Below are 21,733 nucleotides of genomic sequence, written 5' to 3' on the forward strand. Positions count from 1 at the left end.
GCGCCGGTGAGCCCGGACCTGCCCGTACCATCGAGCAGCGTGAAGCTGACAATTCTTGGCGGTGGCGGATTCCGGGTGCCTCTCGTGTACGGGGCCCTCCTCGGTGATCACGCCGAGGGCCGCGTCTCCGGGGTCACGCTGTACGACACCGACGCCGACCGGCTCACCGCCGTCGCCCGCGTGCTGGAGGAACAGGGGCGGGGTATCGCGGACGCCCCCGCCGTCGTCGCCACCACGGAGCTCGACGAGGCGCTGCGCGGCGCCGACTTCGTCTTCTCCGCCATCCGGGTCGGCGGGCTGGCCGGACGCGCCGCCGACGAACGGGTGGCCCTCGACGAAGGGGTCCTCGGCCAGGAGACCGTCGGCGCCGGCGGCATCGCGTACGGGCTGCGCACCGTCCCCGTCGCCCTCGACCTCGCCCGCCGCATCGCCCGCCTCGCCCCGCACGCCTGGGTCATCAACTTCACCAACCCGGCGGGGCTCGTCACCGAGGCCATGGCCCGGTACCTGGGAGACCGGGTCATCGGGATCTGTGACTCGCCGGTCGGTCTCGGGCGGCGCGCCGCCCGCGTCCTGGGCGCCGACCCGGACCGGGCCTGGATCGACTACGCCGGGCTCAACCACCTCGGGTGGGTCCGAGGGCTGTACGTGGACGGGCGGGACGAACTGCCCCGGCTGCTCGCCGACCCGAAGCTGCTGGTGTCCTTCGAGGAGGGCCGTCTCTTCGGCGCGGACCTTCTCCGGTCGCTGGGCGCGATCCCCAACGAGTACCTGCACTACTACTACTTCAACCGGGAAGCCGTACGCGCGTACCAGGAGGCCGAACAGACCCGGGGCGCCTTCCTCCGGGACGAGCAGGAGGGCTTCTACGCCCGCATGCGGGAGCCCGGCACCCCCGCCCTGGCCACCTGGGACCGCACCCGCGCCGAACGCGAGGCGACGTACATGGCGGAGAACCGCGAGGTCGCCGGGGCGGGGGAGCGGGAGGAGGGCGACCTGGAGTCCGGCGGCTACGAACGGGTCGCGCTCGCCCTGATGCGGGCCGTCGCCCGCAACGAACGCACCTCGTTGATCCTCAACGTCCGTAACCGCGGCGCCCTCTCGGTCCTGGACGCGGACGCCGTCGTCGAGGTGCCCTGCCTCGTCGACGCCAACGGGGCCCATCCGGTGGCCGTCTCCCCCCTCCCGAACCACGCGGTCGGCCTCGTCACCGCCGTGAAGGCCGTGGAGCGGGCGGTGCTGGAGGCGGCGGAGAGCGGGTCCCGCGCGGCGGCCGTCCAGGCGTTCGCGCTGCACCCGCTGGTCGACTCCGTGGCAGTGGCCCGGCGGCTGCTCGACCGGTACGCCGAGGTCCACCCGGGGCTCGCGTACCTCGACCGGCCCTGACGCCGCGGGGCCCGCGTCGGAACGGGACGGGCCCGACCTGACCGGGCCCGGCTCGTTCCGACGCGGGCCCCGCCGCCCGGTCGCCAGGAGGACTACGGCGCTGACACGACGCTCGGCCTGCCGGCCGTGGCCCAGCTCGGCGTCACCCCGGTGACCTGGCAGACCATCAGGAAGAGCGGAATGGGCGGGGTGTACGGAGTGAGGCCCTCCGGAGAGTGGATCAGCCGGGGCCGCCCGCCGGGCACGTCCGCGTCACGCGCGTACGTCACCTGCTCGGGCCAGTCGAGATCCAGGTCGGAGCCGGCCGGGACGATCCACCACCAGCGGTCCGCGTCGGCGAAGACGCATCCGGTGCGCGGCAGATGGGACATGAGGCGGTAGCCGTGCCGGGCGGGCACCCCGACCGCGTCACATCCCAGGGTGGTCGACATCGAGGCCGGCAGAACCAGCCGCACCCGGCCGCCGCCACGGGCCTGCTCGGGCGTCCGGGCCCGGTGTGCCGAGCGCAGCCTGGCCAGCGCGTTCTTCAGCATGGCCGCTCCGTGCCGGACGGCTGCTCCGCGTCGGCCGCCAGCTCCGCCCAGACGATGCGTCCGGAGGCGTCCTGGGCGTCGTGCGAGCCCCAGGCGCTGCTCATCGCGTCGACCAGGAGCAGACCGCGGCCGTGCTCGTCGTCGGACGAACGGCGCAGGCGCGGACCGTCGGGCTGGTGCCCCTGGTCCTGCACGGCTATCCGCAGTCGTCTGCCGCGTCGGCTCAGCTCGCACACCACCCGGGTGCTCGCGGTGTGCACGACGGCGTTGGTCACCAGCTCGGAGACGATGAGGACAGCCGCGTCACCGGTGTCACGGCCCAGCTTCCAGGCGTCCGTCCGGGCTCGCGTCAGCTCGCGCGCACCGGCCACCGACTCGGGGTGCGCCGGCAGCGCGAAGCAGTAACGGAGCGCCTCCGTCCCGGGACTGAGGTCCATGAGCCGGGGGATGAGCGCACTGCCAGGTGCCACGACCGATTCCTCACAGTGGGGGCTGCGTCACGCTTCGTTCCCCGGGTGATCGGGGGCGGGCGTGACTGAGCGAACTGGTTCGGGAGTCAACTCTCCCCCTGACGATGACACTTGGCAAGAGGCACTCTGAAATTTTCAGAGTGACTGTGTCGTTGGGGGCGCACGCATGGCACACTGCTCGCAAAACAGCGCATGGGGAGGTCTGAAGTGAGCGAACCGCGGTCCGCCCCGACCGTGGGCCAGGTCGTTCTCGGCAAGCGCCTGCAAGATCTGCGCGAGCGGGTCGGCCTGACCCGCGACCAGGCGGCGAAGGTGCTCAGGGTCGCCCCGGCGACGATACGCAGAATGGAAACGGCCGAGGTCGGGCTGAAGATCCCCTATGTCCAGCTGCTGCTGAAGGCGTACGGCATCGCCGACCAGGAGGCCGACGCCTTCGTCGACCTGGCCGAGGAGGCGAACAAGCCGGGCTGGTGGCAGCGTTTCCACGACGTCCTGCCCGACTGGTTCAGCATGTACGTCAGCCTGGAGGGCGCGGCGAGCCTGCTGCGCACGTACGAGCCGCACTTCGTGCCCGGACTCCTCCAGACCGAGGACTACGCACGTTCCGTGATGCGGACCGGAGCGGTCGGCCAGACCCGGCCCGAGGACATCGAGCGCCATGTGGCGCTACGGATGGAGCGCCAGTCCCTGCTGGCCAAGGAGGACGCCCCCCGACTGTGGGCGATCATGGACGAGACCGTCCTGCGGCGACCCGTCGGCAGTGCGCAGGCGATGCGCGGGCAGATCGACAAACTGCTCGAAGCCACGGAGCTTCCCCACGTCACGCTCCAGATAGCGGAGTTCGCCACCGGCCACCACCCGGGAACCTACGGACCGTTCGTCCTCTTCCGGTTCGCCGTCCCCGAACTCCCCGACATGGTCTACAGCGAGTACCTGACCGGAGCCGTCTACTTCGACGCCCGACCCGAGGTGGCCTCCTATCTCGAAGTCATGGACCGCATGGCGGCTCAGGCCGCGACTGCACAACGCACGAAGGAAATCCTCCGGGACTTCCGCAAGGAGCTGTGATGAACCACATATACAACGGCATGCCCGCCGGTGACCTCGGCTCCGAAGGCTGGTACAAGCCGTGGAGCGGCGGGAACGGCGGCAACTGCGTCGAGGCCATGAAGCTCGCCGACGGGCGGGTCGCCGTACGCCAGTCCGCCGACCCGGACGGCCCCGCGCTCATCTACTCCAACGGCGAGATCGCCGCGTTCATCCAGGGAGCCAAGGCAGGCCAGGCCGACTTCCTGCTCACCTGAGACCGTCCCCACCTCTCTGTACGGACACCCGACCACGGAGCGCGTCATGACCGGGCAAGAACCCCACTCCCTCGAGATCGACACCAGCAAGCCGCATCCGGCCCGGATGTACGACTGGTTCCTCGGCGGCAAGGACAACTACCCGGTCGACGAACGGATGGCGCGACAGCTGCTCGCCCTGGACGCACGGGGCCGTGACATGGCGCGGGTCAACCGGGCGTTCATGCACCGGGTCACGCGTCGGCTCGCCGAGAGCGGGGTGCGCCAGTTCCTGGACATCGGCACCGGCATACCCACCGAGCCGAACCTCCACCAGATCGCCCAGCGGACCGCCCCCGACGCGCGCGTCGTCTACTGCGACAACGACCCGATCGTGCTCGCCCACGCGGCGGCGCTGCTCCGCTCCACGCCCGAGGGCGCCACCGAGTACATCCAGGCCGACGCCCGCAGGCCGGAGACCATCCTGGCGGAGGCCGGCAAGGTCCTGGACTTCGACGAGCCGATCGCCCTGTCGATGCTGGCCCTGCTGCACTTCATCGACGACGAGGACGGCGCGGGCGAACTGGTCGACAAGCTGGTCGAGCAGCTTCCCTCCGGCAGCTATCTCGTGCTCTCGCACACCACCGGCGACTTCAACCCGGAGGGCGCCGCGCAGGCACGGGCCATGTACAAGGCGCGCGGGATGACGCTGCGTCCCCGCAGCCGCGCCGAACTCACGGCGTTCTTCGACGGTCTCGAACTTGTCGAGCCGGGCGTCTCGCTCTCCGCCGACTGGCATCCGGAGCTCGGAGAGGTCATCGACGTCCCGGGCGACGAGCCGATCCCCGGCTACGCCGGCGTGGCCCGCAAACCCTGAGCCGGCCGCCACGCGTCACAATGAACCCATGTCACGACGCACCTCCCGGCCGCGCGGGCCCGCCGCCGCGCGGATCACCCCCGCCTCCCCGTGCCCCTGCGGCCTGCCCGCCGCCTACGGGGAGTGCTGCGGCCGCTTCCACTCCGGCAGCGCCGCCGCGCCGACCTGCGAGGCACTGATGCGCTCCCGGTACGCGGCCTTCGTCGTCCGGGACGCGGCGTACCTGCTGCGCACCTGGCACCCCGGGACCCGGCCGCCCGGCGTCGACTTCGACCCCGCGACGCGCTGGACGGGGCTGGACATCCTGGACGCCACCGAGGGCAGCGCCTTCCACTCCACCGGGACGGTCACCTTCCGCGCCCACTACACCGACGACGGCCGCCCCGACTCCCTCCACGAGAAGAGCCGCTTCGTCCGGCACGAGGGCGCCTGGGTCTACACGACGGCGGTCTTCGTCGACTGAGCCCGCCCGTGCGGCGGTGGCCGCGACCGGGAGCGGGCCCGGGCCTCAGGCCGGGGCCCCCACCCGCCGCGAGCCGCCGGGACCGGCCGCCGGGGACAGCTCCTGGGCCAGGTCCTCCGCCAGCAGCCGTTTGGCGATCACGTCCACGGTGGCGCGGAGCTGACGGTCGTCGGGGCGGGCGCCGTCCTCGGCCAGGCGCTCGTTGAGCCAGTGGCCCCAGGCGTCGGAGATCACCGCGGCCTCGCGCCGGCCCGCCGCCGTGTGCGAGAAGATCCGGCCGTCGCCCGTGAGATAGCCCTCCTCGATCATCCGGTCGAAGACGGGCACCAGCACCTCCGGCGGGATGCGGTGCCGGGCCGCGATCAGCCCGAGGCCCGCGTGGCCGACCATCCTGGTGAAGAGGTCCACCTGCATCACCGCCCAGGCCCCCGCCATGTCTAGGCGGGTGTCGGACTCGGCGGTGATCCGCCGGGCGGTGTCCGGGCCCGCGCCGTGCAGGATCGTGGCCACGGAGTACTCCAGGACCTTCGCCGAGTCCCCGCTGCCCGGCTGCGCGAAGCCCTCACCCATGTCCGTCGACCCGAGCCGGGCCGAGTCCCGCAGCTTCACCTCTTTCAGGAACAGGGCGACGACGAAGCCGATCAGCGCGACGGGCACCGTCCACAGGAACACGGTGTGCAGGGTGTCCGCGTAGGCCAGGGCCAGCGGTTCCGACTGGGCGGCGGGCAGGGCGTGCAGCGCCTGCGGGCTCTGCGAGGCGCCGGCCAGCACCGCCGGGTCGCCGCCCGCCGCCACCGCCCGCGCGACGCCGTCGGTGAGGTTCGGCTTCAGCGCGTTGGCGTAGATGGTGCCGAACACCGCCGTGCCGAACGCGCTGCCCAGAGTGCGGAAGAACGTCACGCCCGACGTGGCCGTGCCCAGGTCCTCGTAGTCGACGGTGTTCTGCACGGCGATCGTCAGCACCTGCATCGCCAGCCCGATGCCGAGCCCCAGCACCACCATGTAGAGCGACTCCAGCCAGACGCCGGTCCCCGGCCCCATCCGGGACAGCAGGAACAGCCCGGCCGCCATGACCAGCGTCCCCACGATCGGGAACACCCGGTAGCGGCCCGTCTTGCTCACCACGTTGCCGCTGAAGATCGAGGCGACCAGCAGACCGACGACCAGCGGCAGCGTCCGCACCCCCGAGAGCGTCGCCGAGTCCCCGTCCACGTACTGGAGATAGGTCGGCAGGAAGATCATCGAGCCGAGCATCGCGAAGCCCACGATGAAGCTGAGGATCGAGCAGACCGTGAAGACCGGATTCCGGAACAGCCGCATCGGCAGCATCGGCTCCTTCGCCCGTGTCTCCACCACGCAGAACAGGGCCAGGGCGATCAACCCGCCGACGAACAGGCCGATGATCATGGGCGAGCCCCAGGCGTACTCGTTCCCGCCCCAGCTCGTCGCCAGGATCAGCGCGCTCGCCCCGACGGTGACCAGCGCGATCCCGGCGTAGTCGATGACCGGCCGGCCGGCGGCCTTCACCGACGGAATGTTCCGGGCGGCGGCGATCACCACCGCGATGGCGATCGGCACGTTGACGTAGAACGCCCAGCGCCAGGTCAGATGGTCGGTGAAGAGTCCGCCGAGCAGCGGCCCGATCACGGTCGAGATGCCGAACACCGCTCCGATCGCGCCCTGGTACTTGCCCCGTTCGCGCAGCGGGATCACGTCCGCGATCAGTGCCATCGACGTGACCATGAGGCCGCCCGCGCCGATGCCCTGCATACCGCGCCAGAGGATCAGCAGCAGCATGTCCGACGCGAGGCCGCACAGGAACGAACCCGTGATGAAGATGATCGCCGAGACCTGGAAGACCAGCTTCCGCCCGAACAGGTCGCCGAACTTGCCGACCAGGACGGTGGCCACCGTCTCCGCCAGCAGATAGGCGGTGACCACCCACGACATGTGCGCGGCCCCGCCCAGCTCCGAGACGATCGTCGGCAGGGCCGTGCCCACGATCGTCTGGTCCAGGGCCGCGAGCAGCATGCCCAGCACGATCGTCGCGAAGACGATGTTGCGCCGCCGCCGGTCGAGGACGGGCGGCGGCGCGGCGGCACTCTGCGCGGCGGGAGCTTGCTCGCTGGCAGTGGTCACCTCTGCACCCTCACATCGGCCCCACGCCCCCGCATGCGGGGGCGGTCCGGACGGGGGTGGTCAGCGGGGCAGCGAGGCGATCGACGTCTTCAGCCGCGCCACGAACGCCTCGCGGACGTCGTCGCCGACCCGGTCCAGCGACAGATACGGATTGAGGTCCTCCAGCTCGACGAGCAGCAGCGCGCCGTCCTCCGTGCGGCAGGCGTCGACCCGCTGGATCCCGTGCGTGAGGGAGTTCCAGGCGATGAAGCGCTGGGCGAACTCCAGGTCCGCCGCGCTCGCCGCGTACGGCTCCAGCATCCAGCGCCGTTCCGGGTCGGGTGCGTACAGCGCGTACTGGAAGTCGTGGTCGACGAAGTAGAAGGACACCTCATGGCGGAAGTCGATGCGCGGCTGGACCAGGAGCGAGCCCTCGGCCGCCCGCTCCAGCTCGGTGGCCGCCTCCGCCGCCGTGGCGAAACGCAGCCCGACCGAGTCCGCACCCAGCTTCGGTTTGACGACGTACCGGGAGACATCGGGCAGCCGCGCCAGATCCGCCGCTCGGTCCACCGTGGGGATGACCGGCAACCCGGCCCGGTCCATCTCGACCAGATACTCCTTGCCCGCCATGTCACCACGCCCGTCCAGCGGGTTGTAGACCGGCGTCCGCAGCTCCCTGGCCCGGGAGCGATACGCGTCGTACGCCTCCCGGTGGTGCAGCACCGGCCCGCTGTTGCGGACGAGCACCGTGTCGAAGCCCTCCAGCAGCGCGGCCGCGTCCCGGGGGTGGCAGAGAGCGACGTCGAACGACTCGCGCAGCCGGGAGCCGAGGTAGATGTCCTCGTCGCAGTAGCGGCGGCCGCGGGCCTCGTACGCGAGATCGGTGACGAGCAGGAGGGACGGGCGGCGTGCGCCGGCGGGTGACGCGGCGGTCATGAGGTTCTCCCGGGGGCAGGACGCGGACGGACGATCACTATCGCCGACGCCCGGCAGGGCCCGCGGAGCGGGTGGTTCCTCTGCGTCCGAGGCCGGCCCGCCCGCCCCCTTGCCCGCATGAGCCCGCCCGGATGCCCTTGCGCCCGGGCCCTCGCCGCTTCCGGTGGCAGTCCGCGGCCCCGCGGTCAGACAGCGTCCGTGGATCCGCCCCGTACGGCCGCCACCCACTCGACGAGCAGCCGCTCGTACTCCCGGCGACCCTCGGGCGAGACCACACCGCCGTCGGCGACCAGAGCGCGGATCTCCGCGTTCAGCTCAACCATCGGGCGGGCAGGCGTCGGCTCGGTCGAAGTGGAGGTCATGTGAAGAGGCTAGTGGCAGGGAGACCGGAGAGGCACCGGTCGAACGTGTGGGGCCCACCACGGGCACCGTTCGTCGTCGGTCCCGAGACGGCGCCGACGCGCTGTCGTCCTGTGGGGCGACGCTCTCCACACCGTCGTCACCGATCGCCGCGCATCGTCACGACCGGACGATCCGAACCGTGTTGCCGCACGTCGGCGGCGTGTGGCGCGGCCTCGGCGCTGTTGCGTACACGTCCCGACGCGCTCGGTGACGATCTCCGTCCGGCCCGGCCCGACGGAGAATTGCACGGCTCCGTTCCCCGTCGGTGTACGCGTTCAGGGCGACGAGGATCACACCGATTCCGCGCGGTTCAGGCCCGGATCAGGGGTGGTGAGGGGTGAGGGGCGGTCAGCCGGGTGAGCCCGGGAGCACGGCGAGTCCCGGGTGGTGCGCGGCCAGCATCTTGTTGGCGCGGGCCAGATCGGACAGGGCCAGTTCGCGGTCGGCCTGGTCCTCGATGCCGAGCCGGGGGCCGCGGAACCTGCGTACCTCGCGGGCCGCGCAGTCGGCGTCGAACTCCGCCTGGAGGATGTGCGGCGGAATGCACGAACCGATCAGCGCGGCGACCCGGTCCGGGATCGGCACGGGGACGAGGAGGTGCGAGGCGGTCATGGGGCGTTCCCTCTCGGATGGTTGGCCAGGAGGCGGTGCACGGGCCTGTCGCCTGATGGGCGGCAGGTTCCCTCCTGTGTACGGGACGCGGTTCCGGGTTTCTCGTCGGATACGTCTCCGTGTCGCAACCGTTTGGGACTGACCGTCTATTTCGCCTTACGCGCCGGTAAGTTGACCCGCCGCGCCGAACGTGATCCGGATCAGGGGGATGTGCCCGTGGTGCGGGAACGCAGCCGCAACGCGCGCAGCACCGCCTCGGTGGCGAAACGTCTCTCGGGATCGACGAGTTGGTCACCGAAGATGGTCTCCAGGCTCCGCATGCGGTAGCGCACGGTCTGCGGGTGGACATCCAGCAGTGCGCCCATCTGGGCCGCGGTGCCCCGGGTGTCGAGCCAGATCCGGAGCGTCTCGACCAGCCGGTCGCGGCGGGTGGCGCTGATCCCCGCGACGGCGGCAAGCTCCCGCCGGGCGAGCTGGTCCAGCAGGGCGGGGTCGGACAGCAGCCACAGGGTGGTGAGGTGGTCCTCGCAGTGGATCAGCGGTGCGTCGTCGATCACGCCCGAGTCGACGAGCTCCAGGACCCGGCGGGCCCAGCGGATCGACTCGCAGGCCAGCGCCGTGGGTACGGTCAGCCCGATCGCCGCGCGGCCGGCCGGCAGGGCCTGTTCCAGCATGGATCTTCGTGCGTCGTCCAGTGCTCCGGGGATGAGCAGGTGGGGCTGCGGGGCGCTGAGATCGACGAGGAGGTCGCGGTCCGCGCTGAGCCGGTCCAGTTCCGCCGGGGCGCGGACGGCGATCAGCGTGACCTCTTCCGGCAGCGCCCACCCGACCTGCTCGGACAGGTCCGCGATGGCGCTGCCGGGGGTCGGGCGCCCGGAGAGAATGAGGTGGAGCAGTCGGCGGCGCAACGCCTCGCTGTGCTCGCCCGACTGCGACTGCACCTCCTGGAACCCCTCACGGGAAAGCGATTCCAGTTCGTCGACGTAGGCGAAGAGCGCGTCGGCGAAGCTCAGCATCAGGGTCGGGGACAGGTGGTAGCTCTGCCCGACCTTCTTCGCCCGCCGCAGGGCCACCCGTGCACCCAGCCGGTAGGCCCCCTGGAGGGTGTCCATGGTCCGGCCCTCGTACGCCTCGAACCTTCCGAAGCGCCGGCACATGTCGTCGCGGAGCGTGGTGGGGGAGGAGGGCTCGGCCACCAGATCGACGAAGGAGGCGAGGCTCTGCTCCACGCCCACCCGGATGGCCTGCCCGTTCGGGCCGTCGAGCAGTCGGGCGTATTCCGGATAGGCCCGGGTGACCTCCACGCCGATTTCCTTGATGAGGCTGGGCAGTTCGGGCCGCATGATCGCCGCGAATTCCTGGGGGAGCGGCCCCAACGGGTCGTCGGTATCCAACGGCTGTATGAGATGTGGCATGACAGGTCCCCTTGCTCTCGGCGCCCGGTGGTGGGGTGAGGCGGTGGGGGGAAAGCGCTCCCACGAACCGACAGGTGCGTACCAAGTTCGCGACGAAGATAGACCAACGAACAGGCACTGCACACCACTTGGGCAAGATCGAAGTGCAGGGGGCACACATCCCGGCCGCACTGTGCGACTTCCGTGCAGGTCGGGCGGCACTACGCGCTTTCGGACAATGAATTTCGGCCGCGTGCTCCGGCGGTGACAACAAAGCCGTTCCGCTGCCCGGAAACGTTCTCGGCGTGATGTCCGTGGTGTCGGTCGATCCCTGTGGTGAACGGGTGCGCAAGCGGCTCACCACGGCGAATGTGGGTGGGTGGCCACTCCGTGGTGGGCATTTTCGGCCGAGTGGCTGATTTGTACGCCATCCGTGAGTGAGGGGAGGCGGGGCGTCAGCCGCCCCCGTCTCCGTGGGGCCGCGTACGCACGGCACGCGGGCTTCCGGTCGCGGCTGCGCAATTCTCTGCGCCCGAGTGCGCATTCCTTGACAAGGGGGTGGTGTCCCGATGCTCATTTCCGGATCAAAAAAAGTGCGATACAAAGAATCTTAGACGGACGGATTGTGTCGCCTGGTTTCCCGCGAGTAACATCACGCCTCGATCAATTCGGTCACGAAATCTGCCCGAAATTTGATGCTCCGATCCTCCGCCCCGGGCCCACCCGAGGTTCCAACACCGTCGAGAAGTCGTCGCGGTGCGGGCTCGTATTGCGGAACCGCTCAACTTCGTGCACGAGGCCGCGCCACGGCGGCCGACAGAGGGGACGACATGAGATCCGTTTCCAATCGAACCCGCGTAGGTGTGCTCGCGGCGTTCACGGCATTCAGTGCTCTGCTCTCCACCGGCTCGGCCACCGCCGCCACCCAGCTCAACGGCGACTGGGCGCCCTTCGACCGCTGTCCGGTCGACGCGGCCCCCATGCTGGCCGCGGACGGCCTCACCACCATCGCGACCTGCATAGCGTCGAGCTCGGCCACCGGAACCATCACGCTGGGCAAGACGAAGGTCTCCACCGGCGACACCGATCTGCAGCTCGGAGTCATCCAGCGCCCCGGCGGCGCCGCCTCCCTGGTGGCCCCTCCCGAGGGGGCGCTGACCGCGGATCCGGCGGAGATCCCCGGCGGGCTGATCGGACTCATGTGTCCCAGCGGAATTCCGCTGGTATCGGCAATCTGCCGTCAGTTGACGGACAACAGTCTCAACCGGGTGACGGCCACCATCGAACCGGCCGGAGCGCCACGCGACTTCGATATGAGCGCGGCATTCTCCACCGGTGATCCCATTCTCACCATCCCGGTCCGCATCCACCTCAAGAATCCGTTCCTCGGTGACAAGTGCTACATCGGGACCACTTCCGACCCGGTGCTCCTGAAACCCCGCAACGTGACGGCGCCGAGCCTCTCACTGCAGCGGTTCTCGGCCGATGGCACCCCGAACGACGACGAGGGCGAGATGGGGCGCTACACCTTCGACGGCGCCGACCAGGGGGATGCCACGTTCGCCGTTCCCGGGGCCAGCGGCTGCGGTGCCGGGCTCCTGGACTGGGCGGTGAATCTCAAGACCGGTCTCCCGTCCGCCGCCGGAAAGAACAGCGTGACGCTCGACGCCACCACGACGTACTTCGGCAGCCCCTACGACCCCGCCGGCCTCGCGCCGAACGAGGGCAGGAAGTTGTCCGAGTTCTGGCACTCCGCGAAGCGGTAGCCGCGGTCCCGTTCCGCCGGGCCCACCCTGACGGCGAGTGACGCCGAGTACCGAGGAGGTGATGAGCGACCCTCCCTCCCCATTCCCTGTCCGCGCACCTCGACATGAGCCGGTGCCGTGGACCCGCCCAGTGCCGCACCGTCCGGCACGGCGAGCAACCGAGCAAGCGCCTCTCCAGTCACGTTCAGTCGAATCCCCAACGGGACGAGAAAAGGGAGTACCCCCATGTTCAAGCGAACCGGAGTCCTGACCGCGATCGGTGCCGCCGCGGCATCCGTCGTCCTGGCGGCCCCGTCGGCCGTCGCCGCGCCGACCAGCTGGACGATCAGCCCCACCGGCGCCTTCAACGGCAGCGCCGGCGTGACCGTCCTGACCGACAACAACGGCAACAAGATCCAGTGTGCGACGTCCGCAGCCTCGGGCTCGGCGCCGACCTCTCCGGTCGCCGGGAGCCCGGCCAAGCTCGCGTCGATCTCGGGGATCTCGTTCAACTCGCCGTGCACCGGGCCGTTCAGCTCGACGTGGACGGTGACCACCACGCCGCCGTGGGAGATCTGGGGCCTGAACTACGCGGCGGGCGCCGGCACCAACTCCACGGGCCAGGTGACCGGTGAGATCAGAGCGATCAAGGCGAAGGTGTCCGGGAACAGCGTCCTCGGCCCGTGCACCTTCGACGTGACCGGCAAGGTCGCGGCCAAGTACAACAACCCGAGCGCGGGCGGCAGCAACGGGACGCTGAACACCGCGGGCGGCGGGCTCACCCTCTCCATCGCCAACAAGACCGGCGGCGGCTGCGGCATCGTCGGCACCACCGCCAGCTTCCAGGGGCTGTACACCATCGTGAACGCGGCTACGGGCAAGTCCCCGGTCATCAGCGGGTGACCCACCGCCGATGACGTCCCGTACCTGAGCGTCGTGCCCGGCCGTGCGCACCCGACGGCCGGGCACGACCGCGAGCGGTGCGCGCTGAGAGGTGTCGGCGGAGCCGCACAGGCCGCTCCGTCGGCCGGAGCCGCGCGTACCGCTCCACCGCACCGGCCGGGCGCCCCCCGTTCCCGCGCACTCGCCGACAAGGGCGCGGCCGTGGATTGTCACCGGCTGCCAAAGTCCGGGCGCCCGTGATCCGATCGGAAGCGCGGCCCTTCCCAGGCGTCGTCGGCGTGCGTACCGTACCCGTCGGTAGGAGGGGCCGTATCCCTGTCCGGACGACGTACGGCTGAGCCCGGCCGACGTAGCACCGAAGCCCGCCCGACGTCGGTCCGAACTCCGCTCGACGTAGCACCGAAGCCCGCCCGACGTCGGTCCGAACTCCGCTCGACGTACCACCGAAGCCCGCCCGACGTCCGTTCGAAATCCGCTCGACATCCGCCCACAGGGGCTGTTGCCGAGAAGTGGACCCGCTGTCCGTACTCGTCCCTGGGTCCCCGCGCGCCGGAAGGACACATCCGTATGACCGTCGATGCACGCGCCGCAGCGAGACGACCGATCCACTGGGCCGTGGGCGGGGCGCTCGTCGTCGCCACCGCTCTCGTCCCCAGCGCCGAGTCGGCCGCCGCGGAACAGACCTCGGAGGTCGCGCTCCGCTACGCCTGCCCGTTCCCCTCCGGGCCCGAGGAAGTGGACGTCGTCGTCTCGGCGGTGCTCCCCACCTCGGTCCGCACGGGCGAGGTGATCCGCCCGTCCCAGGTCTCCGTCGAGGTGAACCTGGATCCCACGGCGCTCGCCCGGTTCGGGGAGCTGGACGCCGCCACCCTGTCGGCCGTCGCGCGGCTCACCGTCCGCAACACCGTCGGCGACCGGTCCGCCGACGCCTCCTGGCAGGATCTGACCGCTCCGCCCGTCGTCCTGCCCGGGCCCGACGGGGGCGGCCTGGCCCTGACCGCGACCGGTGACGTGCCGACGGTCTCCTTCGGCAGCCCCGGTCGCGCGACGCTGGCCCCCGCCGAGCTCGCCCTCTCCCTGTCCTCGCTCACCGCCGCCGACGAGCCGACCACGCCCCCCGGGCTCGACGTCACCTGCGAACCCGCCCCGGGCCAGGAACCCGAACTCGCCGCCATCACCGTCCGCGGCGCCAGCGGCCCCACGACCCCCGCTCCGCAGCCGTCGGCGAGCGCCCCGGCACCGGGCCCGGCCCCCACCCGGCCGGCCGAGGGCCTGTCGCCCGGCGCCCGGAAGAAGATCGACGCCCTCACCGACGAACGGCTCGCGGCCCTGGACGGCGAGGACCCGGGCAGCTGCCCGATCGAGATCCCGCCCGAGTGGGTGATGACCACCGCCGAGACCTACGCGGCCGGCTACGCCAACGCCGCCAAGCTGGACGGCGCGGCGGCGCTGGGGCCCGCGTTCATGAAGGTGGTGCTCAACAAGCGCTACATCAACGACTCCTGCGCCTCGACCGTCGACGTCAGCTCGGAGGTGAACTTCGACTACCAGGGGCGCCGGCAACTCCCCCCGACGAAGGCCACGTTCCTCAGCTACGGGTTCATGCCGACGACCGCGACCATGACGCTGGAGCAGGTCGGCCCGCCGGCCGCCATCCACACCCACACGGTCACCAACACGCCCACCTACCCGGAGGAGACGACCGTCACGGCCCAGCTCGTGATGCGGCTCTCCGACGTCGAGGTGAACGGCGTCCCCCTGGACGTGGGCGCCGACTGCCGCACGGCACGCCCCTTCGAGCAGGTGCTGAGAGGGTACGGCCAGAGCTATCCGCCGGCCGGCTACCTCGTGGCGACCGGCGGCAGTCTGACCGGGTACGCCCACATCCCGCCGTTCGAGGGCTGCGGTGTGGGGGAGGACCTCGACCCGATCTTCACCTCGGCCATCTCCAGCCCGGGCAAGAAGGCCGACAACTACACCAAGATGACACAGGCGCCCCTGTGCGTGGCCACGAACCCGGAAGGGCCGGACTGCCCCCCGAGGGTGCCGAAGCCCGAGCGCTGACCCGGACACCTCCGAGCGCTGACCCGAACGCCCAGAGCCCTTCCGGTCTCCCGACCGGAAGGGCTCTTTCCTGCCCACCGGCCGGCGTGCGATTCCTCATCATCCGACAGGTTTGGTTCGAGAATTGCTCACGCGTCGACAATTCTTCGCCCCGCGTGAATTCTCGCCGAGGAAAGTCTGTACCCAGTATTGCGAAGTCAGGTTACCGGCCCGTAGCGTCCCAGACGTGCCGACCGAATCCGGCTGCGTGCCTGTTCGGCGGGCGCACCGGGGCCCGGTTCGCTCCGCTCCGGTCCAGGGGAGCCCCGGACCGAACGCCCACTGCCTGCGCAGATTTCGACAAGGACGGGAATCGGCCTTGTCACTGATTGACAAGTGCTCCATTCTCAGCCCCGCGTTCGCCGATCTTCGCTGTTCAACGGCTTGCCCTGGCGGTTTCGGCGGACATAACGTGCGCCCCCTGGTGCATGTGTGACGAGCCGCCATCGCTTTTCTCAGAGCCGGAGCGCCAATCGATGAACACGTTCACCGCAACTTCGAGGGAGGGCCGATGGGAATCGAAGTAGTCGTCGAGGGCCTGACGAAGTCCTTCGGCAAGCAGAACATCTGGCAGGACGTCAGCCTCACCCTGCCCGCCGGTGAAGTGAGCGTCATGCTCGGTCCTTCCGGGACCGGAAAGACCGTCTTCCTGAAATCCATCATCGGGCTGCTCAAGCCCGAACAGGGACACGTCCTCATCAACGGCGTCGACATGGTGAACAGCTCCGAGCGCGACATCATGGAGACCCGGAAGCTCTTCGGCCTCATGTTCCAGGACGGTGCCCTCTTCGGCTCGATGTCGCTCTTCGACAACATCGCCTTCCCGTTGCGCGAGCACACCCGCAAGAAGGAATCCGAGATCCGCCGCATCGTCATGGAGCGCATCGACATCGTCGGGCTCCTCGGCGCCGAGGGAAAGCTGCCGGGCGAGATATCCGGCGGCATGCGCAAGCGCGCCGGCCTCGCCCGCGCCCTGGTCCTGGACCCGCAGATCATCCTCTGCGACGAGCCGGACTCCGGCCTCGACCCGGTCCGCACCGCCTACCTGTCGCAACTCCTCATCGACCTCAACGCCCAGATCGACGCGACGATGCTCATCGTCACCCACAACCTCGACATCGCGGCGACCGTCCCCGACAACATGGGCATGCTGTTCTGCCGCAACCTCGTCACCTTCGGCCCCCGCGAGGTGCTGCTCACCAGCGACACCCCGGTCGTCTCCCAGTTCCTCGCCGGACGCCGCGAAGGCCCCATCGGCATGTCCGAGGAGAAGGACGCCGCCACGCTCGCCGCCGAGCAGCAGGCCGACGCCACCCCGCCCCGCACCGGACCCCGCGCCGTCGTCCCCCAGCTGGAGCCGTCGCCCGGGATGCCCGTACGCCAGGGTGCGCTGCGCCGCCGGGAGCGGGTCATGTCGATGATGGGCCAGCTGCCGGAGGCCGCCCGTACGGCGATCCTCGACAGCTACGCCCCGGCCGCGGGAGGTGCGCGCGCGTGACCGCCCCGATGCCGGTGCGGCCGCCCGAGCCGCCCGAGAATCCCCCGCCGCCCTCCGACCCCGGGGCGACCGCCCCGTCCGCGCCCGAGCAACGGCGGCCCTCCCGGCTCCTCGCCCCGCTCCGTGAGACCGGGAAGCTCTTCGCGCTCGCCGTCGCGGTGGTCCGGGCGATCTTCCGCCGCCCCTTCCAGGTGCGCGAGTTCATCGAGCAGTTCTGGTTCGTCGCGAGCGTCACGATCCTGCCCGCCGCCCTCGTCTCCATCCCGTTCGGCGCGGTCATCGCCCTCCAGGTCGGCTCCCTCACCCAGCAGCTAGGCGCCCAGTCCTTCACCGGCGGCGCCAGCGTGCTGGCCGTGATCCAGCAGGCCAGCCCGATCATCGTGGCGCTGCTGATCTCCGGAGCCGCCGGATCCGCGATCTGCGCCGACCTCGGCTCCCGCAAGATCCGCGAGGAACTGGACGCGATGGAGGTCATGGGCGTCTCACCCGTCCAGCGCCTCGTCGTCCCCCGGGTGCTCGCCACCATGCTCGTCGCCGTCCTGCTCAACGGGCTGATCTCCGTGGTCGGCACCCTCGGCGGCTACTTCTTCAACGTGATCATGCAGGACGGCACCCCGGGCGCGTACCTCGCGAGCTTCTCCGCCCTCGCCCAGCTGCCCGACCTCTACATCAGCGAGTTCAAGGCCCTGATCTTCGGCTTCATCGCGGGCATCGTCGCCGCCTACCGGGGCCTCAACCCGCGCGGCGGCCCCAAGGGCGTCGGCGACGCGGTCAACCAGTCCGTCGTCATCACCTTCATGCTGCTGTTCTTCGTGAACATGGTCCTCACGGCGATCTACCTCCAGATCGTCCCCGCGAAGGGGAGCTGACCCATGGCGATGCTCAGCTGGCTCGACCGATCGGGCGACCAACTCACCTTCTACGTCAAGGCACTCGTCTGGATCCCGCGCACCCTGCGCCGCTATCTGCGGGAGGTGCAGCGGCTGCTGGCCGAGGTCGCCTTCGGCAGCGGCGGACTCGGCGTCATCGGCGGCACGATCGGCGTGATGGTCGCCATGACCCTGTTCACCGGCACCGTGGTCGGACTCCAGGGCTACGCGGCCCTCAACCAGATCGGCACCTCGGCGTTCACCGGGTTCATCTCCGCCTACTTCAACACCCGGGAGATCGCCCCCCTGGTCGCCGGCCTCGCCCTCTCCGCCACCGTCGGCGCGGGCTTCACCGCCCAGCTCGGCGCGATGCGGATCAACGAGGAGGTCGACGCCCTGGAGGCGATGGGCGTCCGCTCCATGCCCTACCTCGTCACCACCCGGATCATCGCCGGAGTCGTCGCGATCGTCCCGCTGTACGCGATCGGGCTGCTCTCCTCGTACGTCGCCTCCCGCTGGATCACCATCTTCTTCAACGGGCAGTCGGCGGGCACCTACGACCACTACTTCCATCTCTTCCTCTCTCCCGAGGACGTGCTGCTGTCGGTGCTCAAGGTGCTGATCTTCAGCGTGCTGGTGATCCTCGCCCACTGCTACTACGGCTTCCACGCCACCGGCGGACCGGCCGGCGTGGGCGTGGCGGTCGGCCGGTCGGTGCGCAACGCCATCGTCCTCATCAGCGTCACCGACTTCTTCCTCTCGCTCGCCATCTGGGGCGCCACGACGACGGTGAAGGTGGCCGGCTGATGCGCACCTCCAGCACCCGCACGGTCCGCCGACGCCTGGCCGGAGTCACCTTCCTGGCGGTGCCCGCCGTCCTGGTGTGGGTCTCGGTCTCCGTGTACGAGAAGGACTTCACCGACGACGCCACGGTCACCGTCCGCACCGGAGCGGTCGGCAACGAGATGCACGACAACGCCGACGTGAAGCTGCGCGGTGTCGTCATCGGGCAGGTCCGTTCCATCGCCACCGACGGCGACGGCGCCCGTCTCACCCTGGCCATCGACCGGGACAAGCTCGATCAGGTGCCCGCCGACGTCACCGCCCAGATGCTGCCCACCACCCTCTTCGGCGCACGGTTCGTCGCGCTCGTCCCGCCCCGCGTCCCCACGGGCACCACCCTGCGGGCCGGGGCGGTCATCCCGCAGGACCGCTCCAGCAACGCCATCGAGCTGGAGCAGGTCCTGGACAACGTCCTGCCGCTGCTGACCGCCGTGAAGCCCGAGAAGCTCTCCGCCACCCTCAACGCCGTCTCCCAGGCGCTGGAGGGACGGGGGACGCGCCTCGGCGAGACGCTGACCACGCTGGACGGCCACCTGAAGAAGTTCAACCCCCAACTCCCCACCCTCAACGCCGACATCAAGGAACTCGTCAAGGTGAGCACGCTGTACGCGGACGCCGCGCCGGACGTTCTCGACGCGCTGACCGACGCCACGGTCACCAGCTCCACGCTTGCCGACCAGGAGGCGCGGCTGGCCGGGCTCTACGGCACCACCACAGCCGCCGCGCGGGACACGACCTCCTTCCTGCGGGAGAACAAGGACAACCTGATCCGGCTCTCCGCCGCCGGCCGCCCCTCCCTCGAACTCCTCGCCGAATACGCCGAGTCGTTCCCCTGCACGCTGCGCACCATGGCCGGCTTCGTGCCCGCCATGGACAAGGCGCTGGGCAAGGGAACCGACCGACCGGGGCTGCATGTGTCGATCAAGTCCGTGCCCTCCAAGGGCAAATACGTCCCCGGCAAGGACACCCCGGTCTACAGCGCGAGCGGCGGGCCCGCCTGCTACTCGGTGCCGTACGTCGGCAAGCGCGCCCCGACCGCCGACACCCGCCGGGTCACCGACGTCACCGCGCCCCCGGCGGACGCGGGCGACGCCGCCGACACCGGGCTCGGACTGCCCAACTCGCCGCAGGAGTCCCGGCTCGTCAACGAACTGGTCGCCCCCTCGCTCAAAGCCCGGCCGGGAGACCTGGCCGACTGGAGCAGCGTGCTCATCGGCCCGGCCTTCCGCGGTGCGGAGGTGAAGCTCAAGTGAAACGCCGCTCGCTCGCGGGACCGATCACCAAGTCCCTCGTCTTCATCGTCGTCACCGTGCTGGCCACCACCGTCCTAGGGCTCTCCATCGCCAACACCGGCGTCGGGGACACCACCACGTACAGGGCGCGGTTCACCGACGCCACCGGGCTCATCCCCGGCGACAGCGTCCGGATCGCCGGAGTCAAGGTCGGCCAGGTCGAATCCGTGAAGGTCGCCGACCGGCGGGTCGCCGAGGTCGCCTTCGCCGTACGCAAGGGGCGCACCCTCCCCGCCTCGGTGACGGCGTCCATCAAGTACCTCAACATGGTCGGCCAGCGGTACGTCGACCTCGACCGGGGCCCCGGACCCGTCGGCCGGGCCTTCGCGCCCGGCGACACCATCCCGCTCTCCCGCACCACCCCGGCGCTCGACCTCACCCAGCTCTTCAACGGCTTCCAGCCCCTCTTCGAAGGGCTGTCCCCGCCCGACGTCAACCAGCTCGCCGACTCCATCGTCCAGGTGCTCCAGGGCGAGGGCGGCACCGTCGACAGCATCCTGCGGCACGTCGGCTCGCTCACCACCACCGTCGCCGCGAAGGACAAGGTGATCGGCGAGGTGATCAAGAACCTCAACACGGTCCTCAAGACGGTCAACGACCGGGAGGCCGGCTTCGACGACCTCGTCGTCACCCTGGAGAAGCTCGTCACCGGATTCTCCGGCGACCGCAAACCCCTGGGGGAGGCCATCACCGCGATGGGCGCGCTCACCACCGTCACCGCCGACCTCTTCCAGGACGGCAGGAAGCCGCTCAAGGACGATATCCGCCAACTCGGGCGCCTCAGCGACCAGTTGGAGAAGGGTACTCCGCAGATCGAGAACTTCCTGGAGAAGACCCCGGCCAAGATGGCGGCCATCAGCCGGCTGACGTCCTACGGATCGTGGCTCAACCTCTACCTCTGCGAAGCGAAGGTCAGCGGCGTCACCCACGACGACGGCAGCAAACCGCCGGGCGGCATCGCGATCACCCAACCGAGGTGCCTGGCATGAGAATCACCCCCGTCCGGGAACGCAACCCGGTCTCCGTCGCCGTCGTCGGACTCCTCGTCCTGACTTTGCTCGGCCTCGCCGCCTGGCGCGCCGACTCCCTGCCCTTCGTCCAGGGCGGCACCTCCTACAGCGCCGACTTCACCGAATCCGCCGGACTCACCGACGGCGACGAGGTGCGGATCGCCGGAGTGAAGGTCGGCGAGGTCACCGGCGTCTCCCTCGACGGCGCGAAGGTCCGCGTCGACTTCCGGGTGAGAGGCGCCTGGATCGGCGACTCCTCCACCGTGGGCATCGCCGTCAAGACCCTGCTCGGCGAGAAGTACCTCGCCGTCGACCCCCTCGGCGACGCCCCGCAGAACCCCGGCTCCCGCATCACCGCGAGCCGCACCACCTCCCCGTACGACGTCACCCAGGCGTTCAACGGCCTCGGCGAGACCATCGGGGAGATCGACACCGAACAGCTCGCCAAGAGCTTCGAGACGATCTCCGCCACCTTCAAGGACTCCCCGCCGCACGTCCGCAGCGCCGCCGACGGGCTCTCCGCCCTCTCCCGTACGGTCTCCGAACGCGACGCCCAGCTCGCCACCCTGCTCCGCAACAGCAAGAAGCTCACCAAGACCCTCGCCGGGAAGAAGAGCAGCTTCGAAACGCTCCTGGAGGACGGGAACCTGCTGCTCGGCGAGATCCAGGCCCGCCGCGACTCCATCCACCTGCTGCTCACCGGCACCCGCGACCTCGGCACCCAGCTCACCGGACTCGTCCGGGACAACGACAAGCAGCTCGGGCCGACCCTGGAGTCCCTCGGCCGGGTCACCGCCGTCCTCGTCAAGAACCGCAAGAGCCTCGACAAGGTCCTCGCGATGACCGGCTCCTACAGCCGGCTCGTCGGCAACACCCTCGGCAGCGGGCGCTGGTTCGACAACTACGTCTGCGGAGTCGTGCCCAAGAACTACCTCCCCGCCGGCACACCCCCGGCGACCGGCTGCATGCCACCCCGGCAGCAAGGAGGCCGCTGAC

General features: G+C 70.3%; 21 protein-coding genes. 14 read left to right on the top strand and 7 right to left on the bottom strand.

Annotated elements, in window-relative coordinates; all coding sequences use genetic code 11:
• Positions 1-39: 39 nt before the first annotated feature.
• Positions 40-1,386 (top strand): 6-phospho-beta-glucosidase, encoded by a 1,347-nt coding sequence (locus tag ACH4RG_RS18445; protein ID WP_398539837.1) that lies wholly within the window; start codon positions 40-42, stop codon positions 1,384-1,386.
• Positions 1,387-1,478: 92 nt separating this feature from the next.
• On the opposite strand, the gene ACH4RG_RS18450 is transcribed toward ACH4RG_RS18445, so the two are convergent.
• Together ACH4RG_RS18450 and ACH4RG_RS18455 are read right to left on the bottom strand one after the other, a co-directional pair.
• The gene (locus ACH4RG_RS18450; RefSeq protein ID WP_397917443.1) at positions 1,479-1,919 is read right to left on the bottom strand and encodes a hypothetical protein; all 441 of its coding nucleotides are present in this window, start codon (positions 1,917-1,919) and stop codon (positions 1,479-1,481) included.
• A complete protein-coding gene (locus ACH4RG_RS18455; RefSeq protein ID WP_397917444.1) occupies positions 1,913-2,389 on the bottom strand; it encodes an ATP-binding protein in 477 nt (158 codons plus the stop codon). Before ACH4RG_RS18455 ends, ACH4RG_RS18450 begins: the two co-directional genes overlap by 7 nt.
• 207 nt (positions 2,390-2,596) lie before the next feature.
• Here ACH4RG_RS18455 and ACH4RG_RS18460 point away from each other — a divergent pair, with 207 nt between their 5' ends.
• The 4 genes from ACH4RG_RS18460 to ACH4RG_RS18475 are packed head-to-tail and all read left to right on the top strand — an operon-like array spanning position 2,597 to position 5,012.
• Positions 2,597-3,457: a helix-turn-helix domain-containing protein gene (locus ACH4RG_RS18460; RefSeq protein WP_397917445.1), complete on the top strand. Its 861-nt coding sequence runs from the start codon at positions 2,597-2,599 to the stop codon at positions 3,455-3,457.
• Entirely contained in the window at positions 3,457-3,693 is a 237-nt protein-coding gene (locus ACH4RG_RS18465) for a DUF397 domain-containing protein (RefSeq protein WP_018955330.1), read from the top strand. Before ACH4RG_RS18460 ends, ACH4RG_RS18465 begins: the two co-directional genes overlap by 1 nt.
• A gap of 46 nt (positions 3,694-3,739) precedes the next feature.
• Positions 3,740-4,549, top strand: a complete 810-nt coding sequence (locus ACH4RG_RS18470; protein ID WP_398539838.1) for an SAM-dependent methyltransferase — start codon at positions 3,740-3,742, stop codon at positions 4,547-4,549.
• Between the two features lie 28 nt (positions 4,550-4,577).
• Complete coding sequence (locus ACH4RG_RS18475; RefSeq protein ID WP_398539839.1) at positions 4,578-5,012, top strand: YchJ family protein; 435 nt, start codon at positions 4,578-4,580, stop codon at positions 5,010-5,012.
• Between the two features lie 45 nt (positions 5,013-5,057).
• Here ACH4RG_RS18475 and ACH4RG_RS18480 read toward each other — a convergent pair whose 3' ends face one another.
• From ACH4RG_RS18480 to ACH4RG_RS18500, 5 genes are all read right to left on the bottom strand, one after another.
• A complete protein-coding gene (locus tag ACH4RG_RS18480) occupies positions 5,058-7,151 on the bottom strand; it encodes an MDR family MFS transporter (RefSeq protein ID WP_398539840.1) in 2,094 nt (697 codons plus the stop codon).
• A gap of 60 nt (positions 7,152-7,211) precedes the next feature.
• Entirely contained in the window at positions 7,212-8,066 is an 855-nt protein-coding gene (locus tag ACH4RG_RS18485; RefSeq protein ID WP_397917449.1) for a hypothetical protein, read from the bottom strand.
• 185 nt (positions 8,067-8,251) lie between these two features.
• The gene (locus tag ACH4RG_RS18490; RefSeq protein ID WP_158688564.1) at positions 8,252-8,428 is read right to left on the bottom strand and encodes a hypothetical protein; all 177 of its coding nucleotides are present in this window, start codon (positions 8,426-8,428) and stop codon (positions 8,252-8,254) included.
• Between the two features lie 388 nt (positions 8,429-8,816).
• Entirely contained in the window at positions 8,817-9,080 is a 264-nt protein-coding gene (locus tag ACH4RG_RS18495) for a hypothetical protein (protein ID WP_397917450.1), read from the bottom strand.
• Between the two features lie 200 nt (positions 9,081-9,280).
• Entirely contained in the window at positions 9,281-10,495 is a 1,215-nt protein-coding gene (locus ACH4RG_RS18500; protein ID WP_397917451.1) for a helix-turn-helix domain-containing protein, read from the bottom strand.
• A gap of 809 nt (positions 10,496-11,304) precedes the next feature.
• Between ACH4RG_RS18500 and ACH4RG_RS18505 the strand changes: the two genes are divergently transcribed.
• The 9 genes from ACH4RG_RS18505 to ACH4RG_RS18545 all read left to right on the top strand — a co-directional run bounded on the left by ACH4RG_RS18505 (position 11,305) and on the right by ACH4RG_RS18545 (position 21,732).
• Complete coding sequence (locus ACH4RG_RS18505; protein ID WP_397917452.1) at positions 11,305-12,240, top strand: hypothetical protein; 936 nt, start codon at positions 11,305-11,307, stop codon at positions 12,238-12,240.
• A gap of 225 nt (positions 12,241-12,465) precedes the next feature.
• On the top strand, positions 12,466-13,122 hold the full coding sequence (locus ACH4RG_RS18510) for a hypothetical protein (protein ID WP_397917453.1): 657 nt from the start codon (positions 12,466-12,468) through the stop codon (positions 13,120-13,122).
• Between the two features lie 567 nt (positions 13,123-13,689).
• Positions 13,690-15,186: a DUF6801 domain-containing protein gene (locus ACH4RG_RS18515; RefSeq protein WP_397917454.1), complete on the top strand. Its 1,497-nt coding sequence runs from the start codon at positions 13,690-13,692 to the stop codon at positions 15,184-15,186.
• Positions 15,187-15,736: 550 nt separating this feature from the next.
• Positions 15,737-16,723, top strand: coding sequence for an ABC transporter ATP-binding protein (locus ACH4RG_RS18520; protein ID WP_397917455.1), 987 nt, complete (start codon positions 15,737-15,739; stop codon positions 16,721-16,723).
• Positions 16,720-17,592, top strand: a complete 873-nt coding sequence (locus ACH4RG_RS18525; RefSeq protein ID WP_397917456.1) for an MlaE family ABC transporter permease — start codon at positions 16,720-16,722, stop codon at positions 17,590-17,592. Before ACH4RG_RS18520 ends, ACH4RG_RS18525 begins: the two co-directional genes overlap by 4 nt.
• A 3-nt stretch (positions 17,593-17,595) precedes the next feature.
• Complete coding sequence (locus ACH4RG_RS18530) at positions 17,596-18,399, top strand: MlaE family ABC transporter permease (protein WP_397917457.1); 804 nt, start codon at positions 17,596-17,598, stop codon at positions 18,397-18,399.
• The gene (locus tag ACH4RG_RS18535) at positions 18,399-19,688 is read left to right on the top strand and encodes an MCE family protein (RefSeq protein ID WP_398539841.1); all 1,290 of its coding nucleotides are present in this window, start codon (positions 18,399-18,401) and stop codon (positions 19,686-19,688) included. Before ACH4RG_RS18530 ends, ACH4RG_RS18535 begins: the two co-directional genes overlap by 1 nt.
• Positions 19,685-20,716, top strand: a complete 1,032-nt coding sequence (locus tag ACH4RG_RS18540) for an MCE family protein (RefSeq protein ID WP_397917459.1) — start codon at positions 19,685-19,687, stop codon at positions 20,714-20,716. The genes ACH4RG_RS18535 and ACH4RG_RS18540 overlap by 4 nt, the downstream gene beginning before the upstream one ends.
• Positions 20,713-21,732: an MCE family protein gene (locus tag ACH4RG_RS18545; protein ID WP_397917460.1), complete on the top strand. Its 1,020-nt coding sequence runs from the start codon at positions 20,713-20,715 to the stop codon at positions 21,730-21,732. The genes ACH4RG_RS18540 and ACH4RG_RS18545 overlap by 4 nt, the downstream gene beginning before the upstream one ends.
• Position 21,733 lies beyond the last annotated feature (1 nt).

Source organism: Streptomyces sp. NPDC021019 (genome assembly GCF_044333295.1).
Classification (GTDB): domain Bacteria; phylum Actinomycetota; class Actinomycetes; order Streptomycetales; family Streptomycetaceae; genus Streptomyces.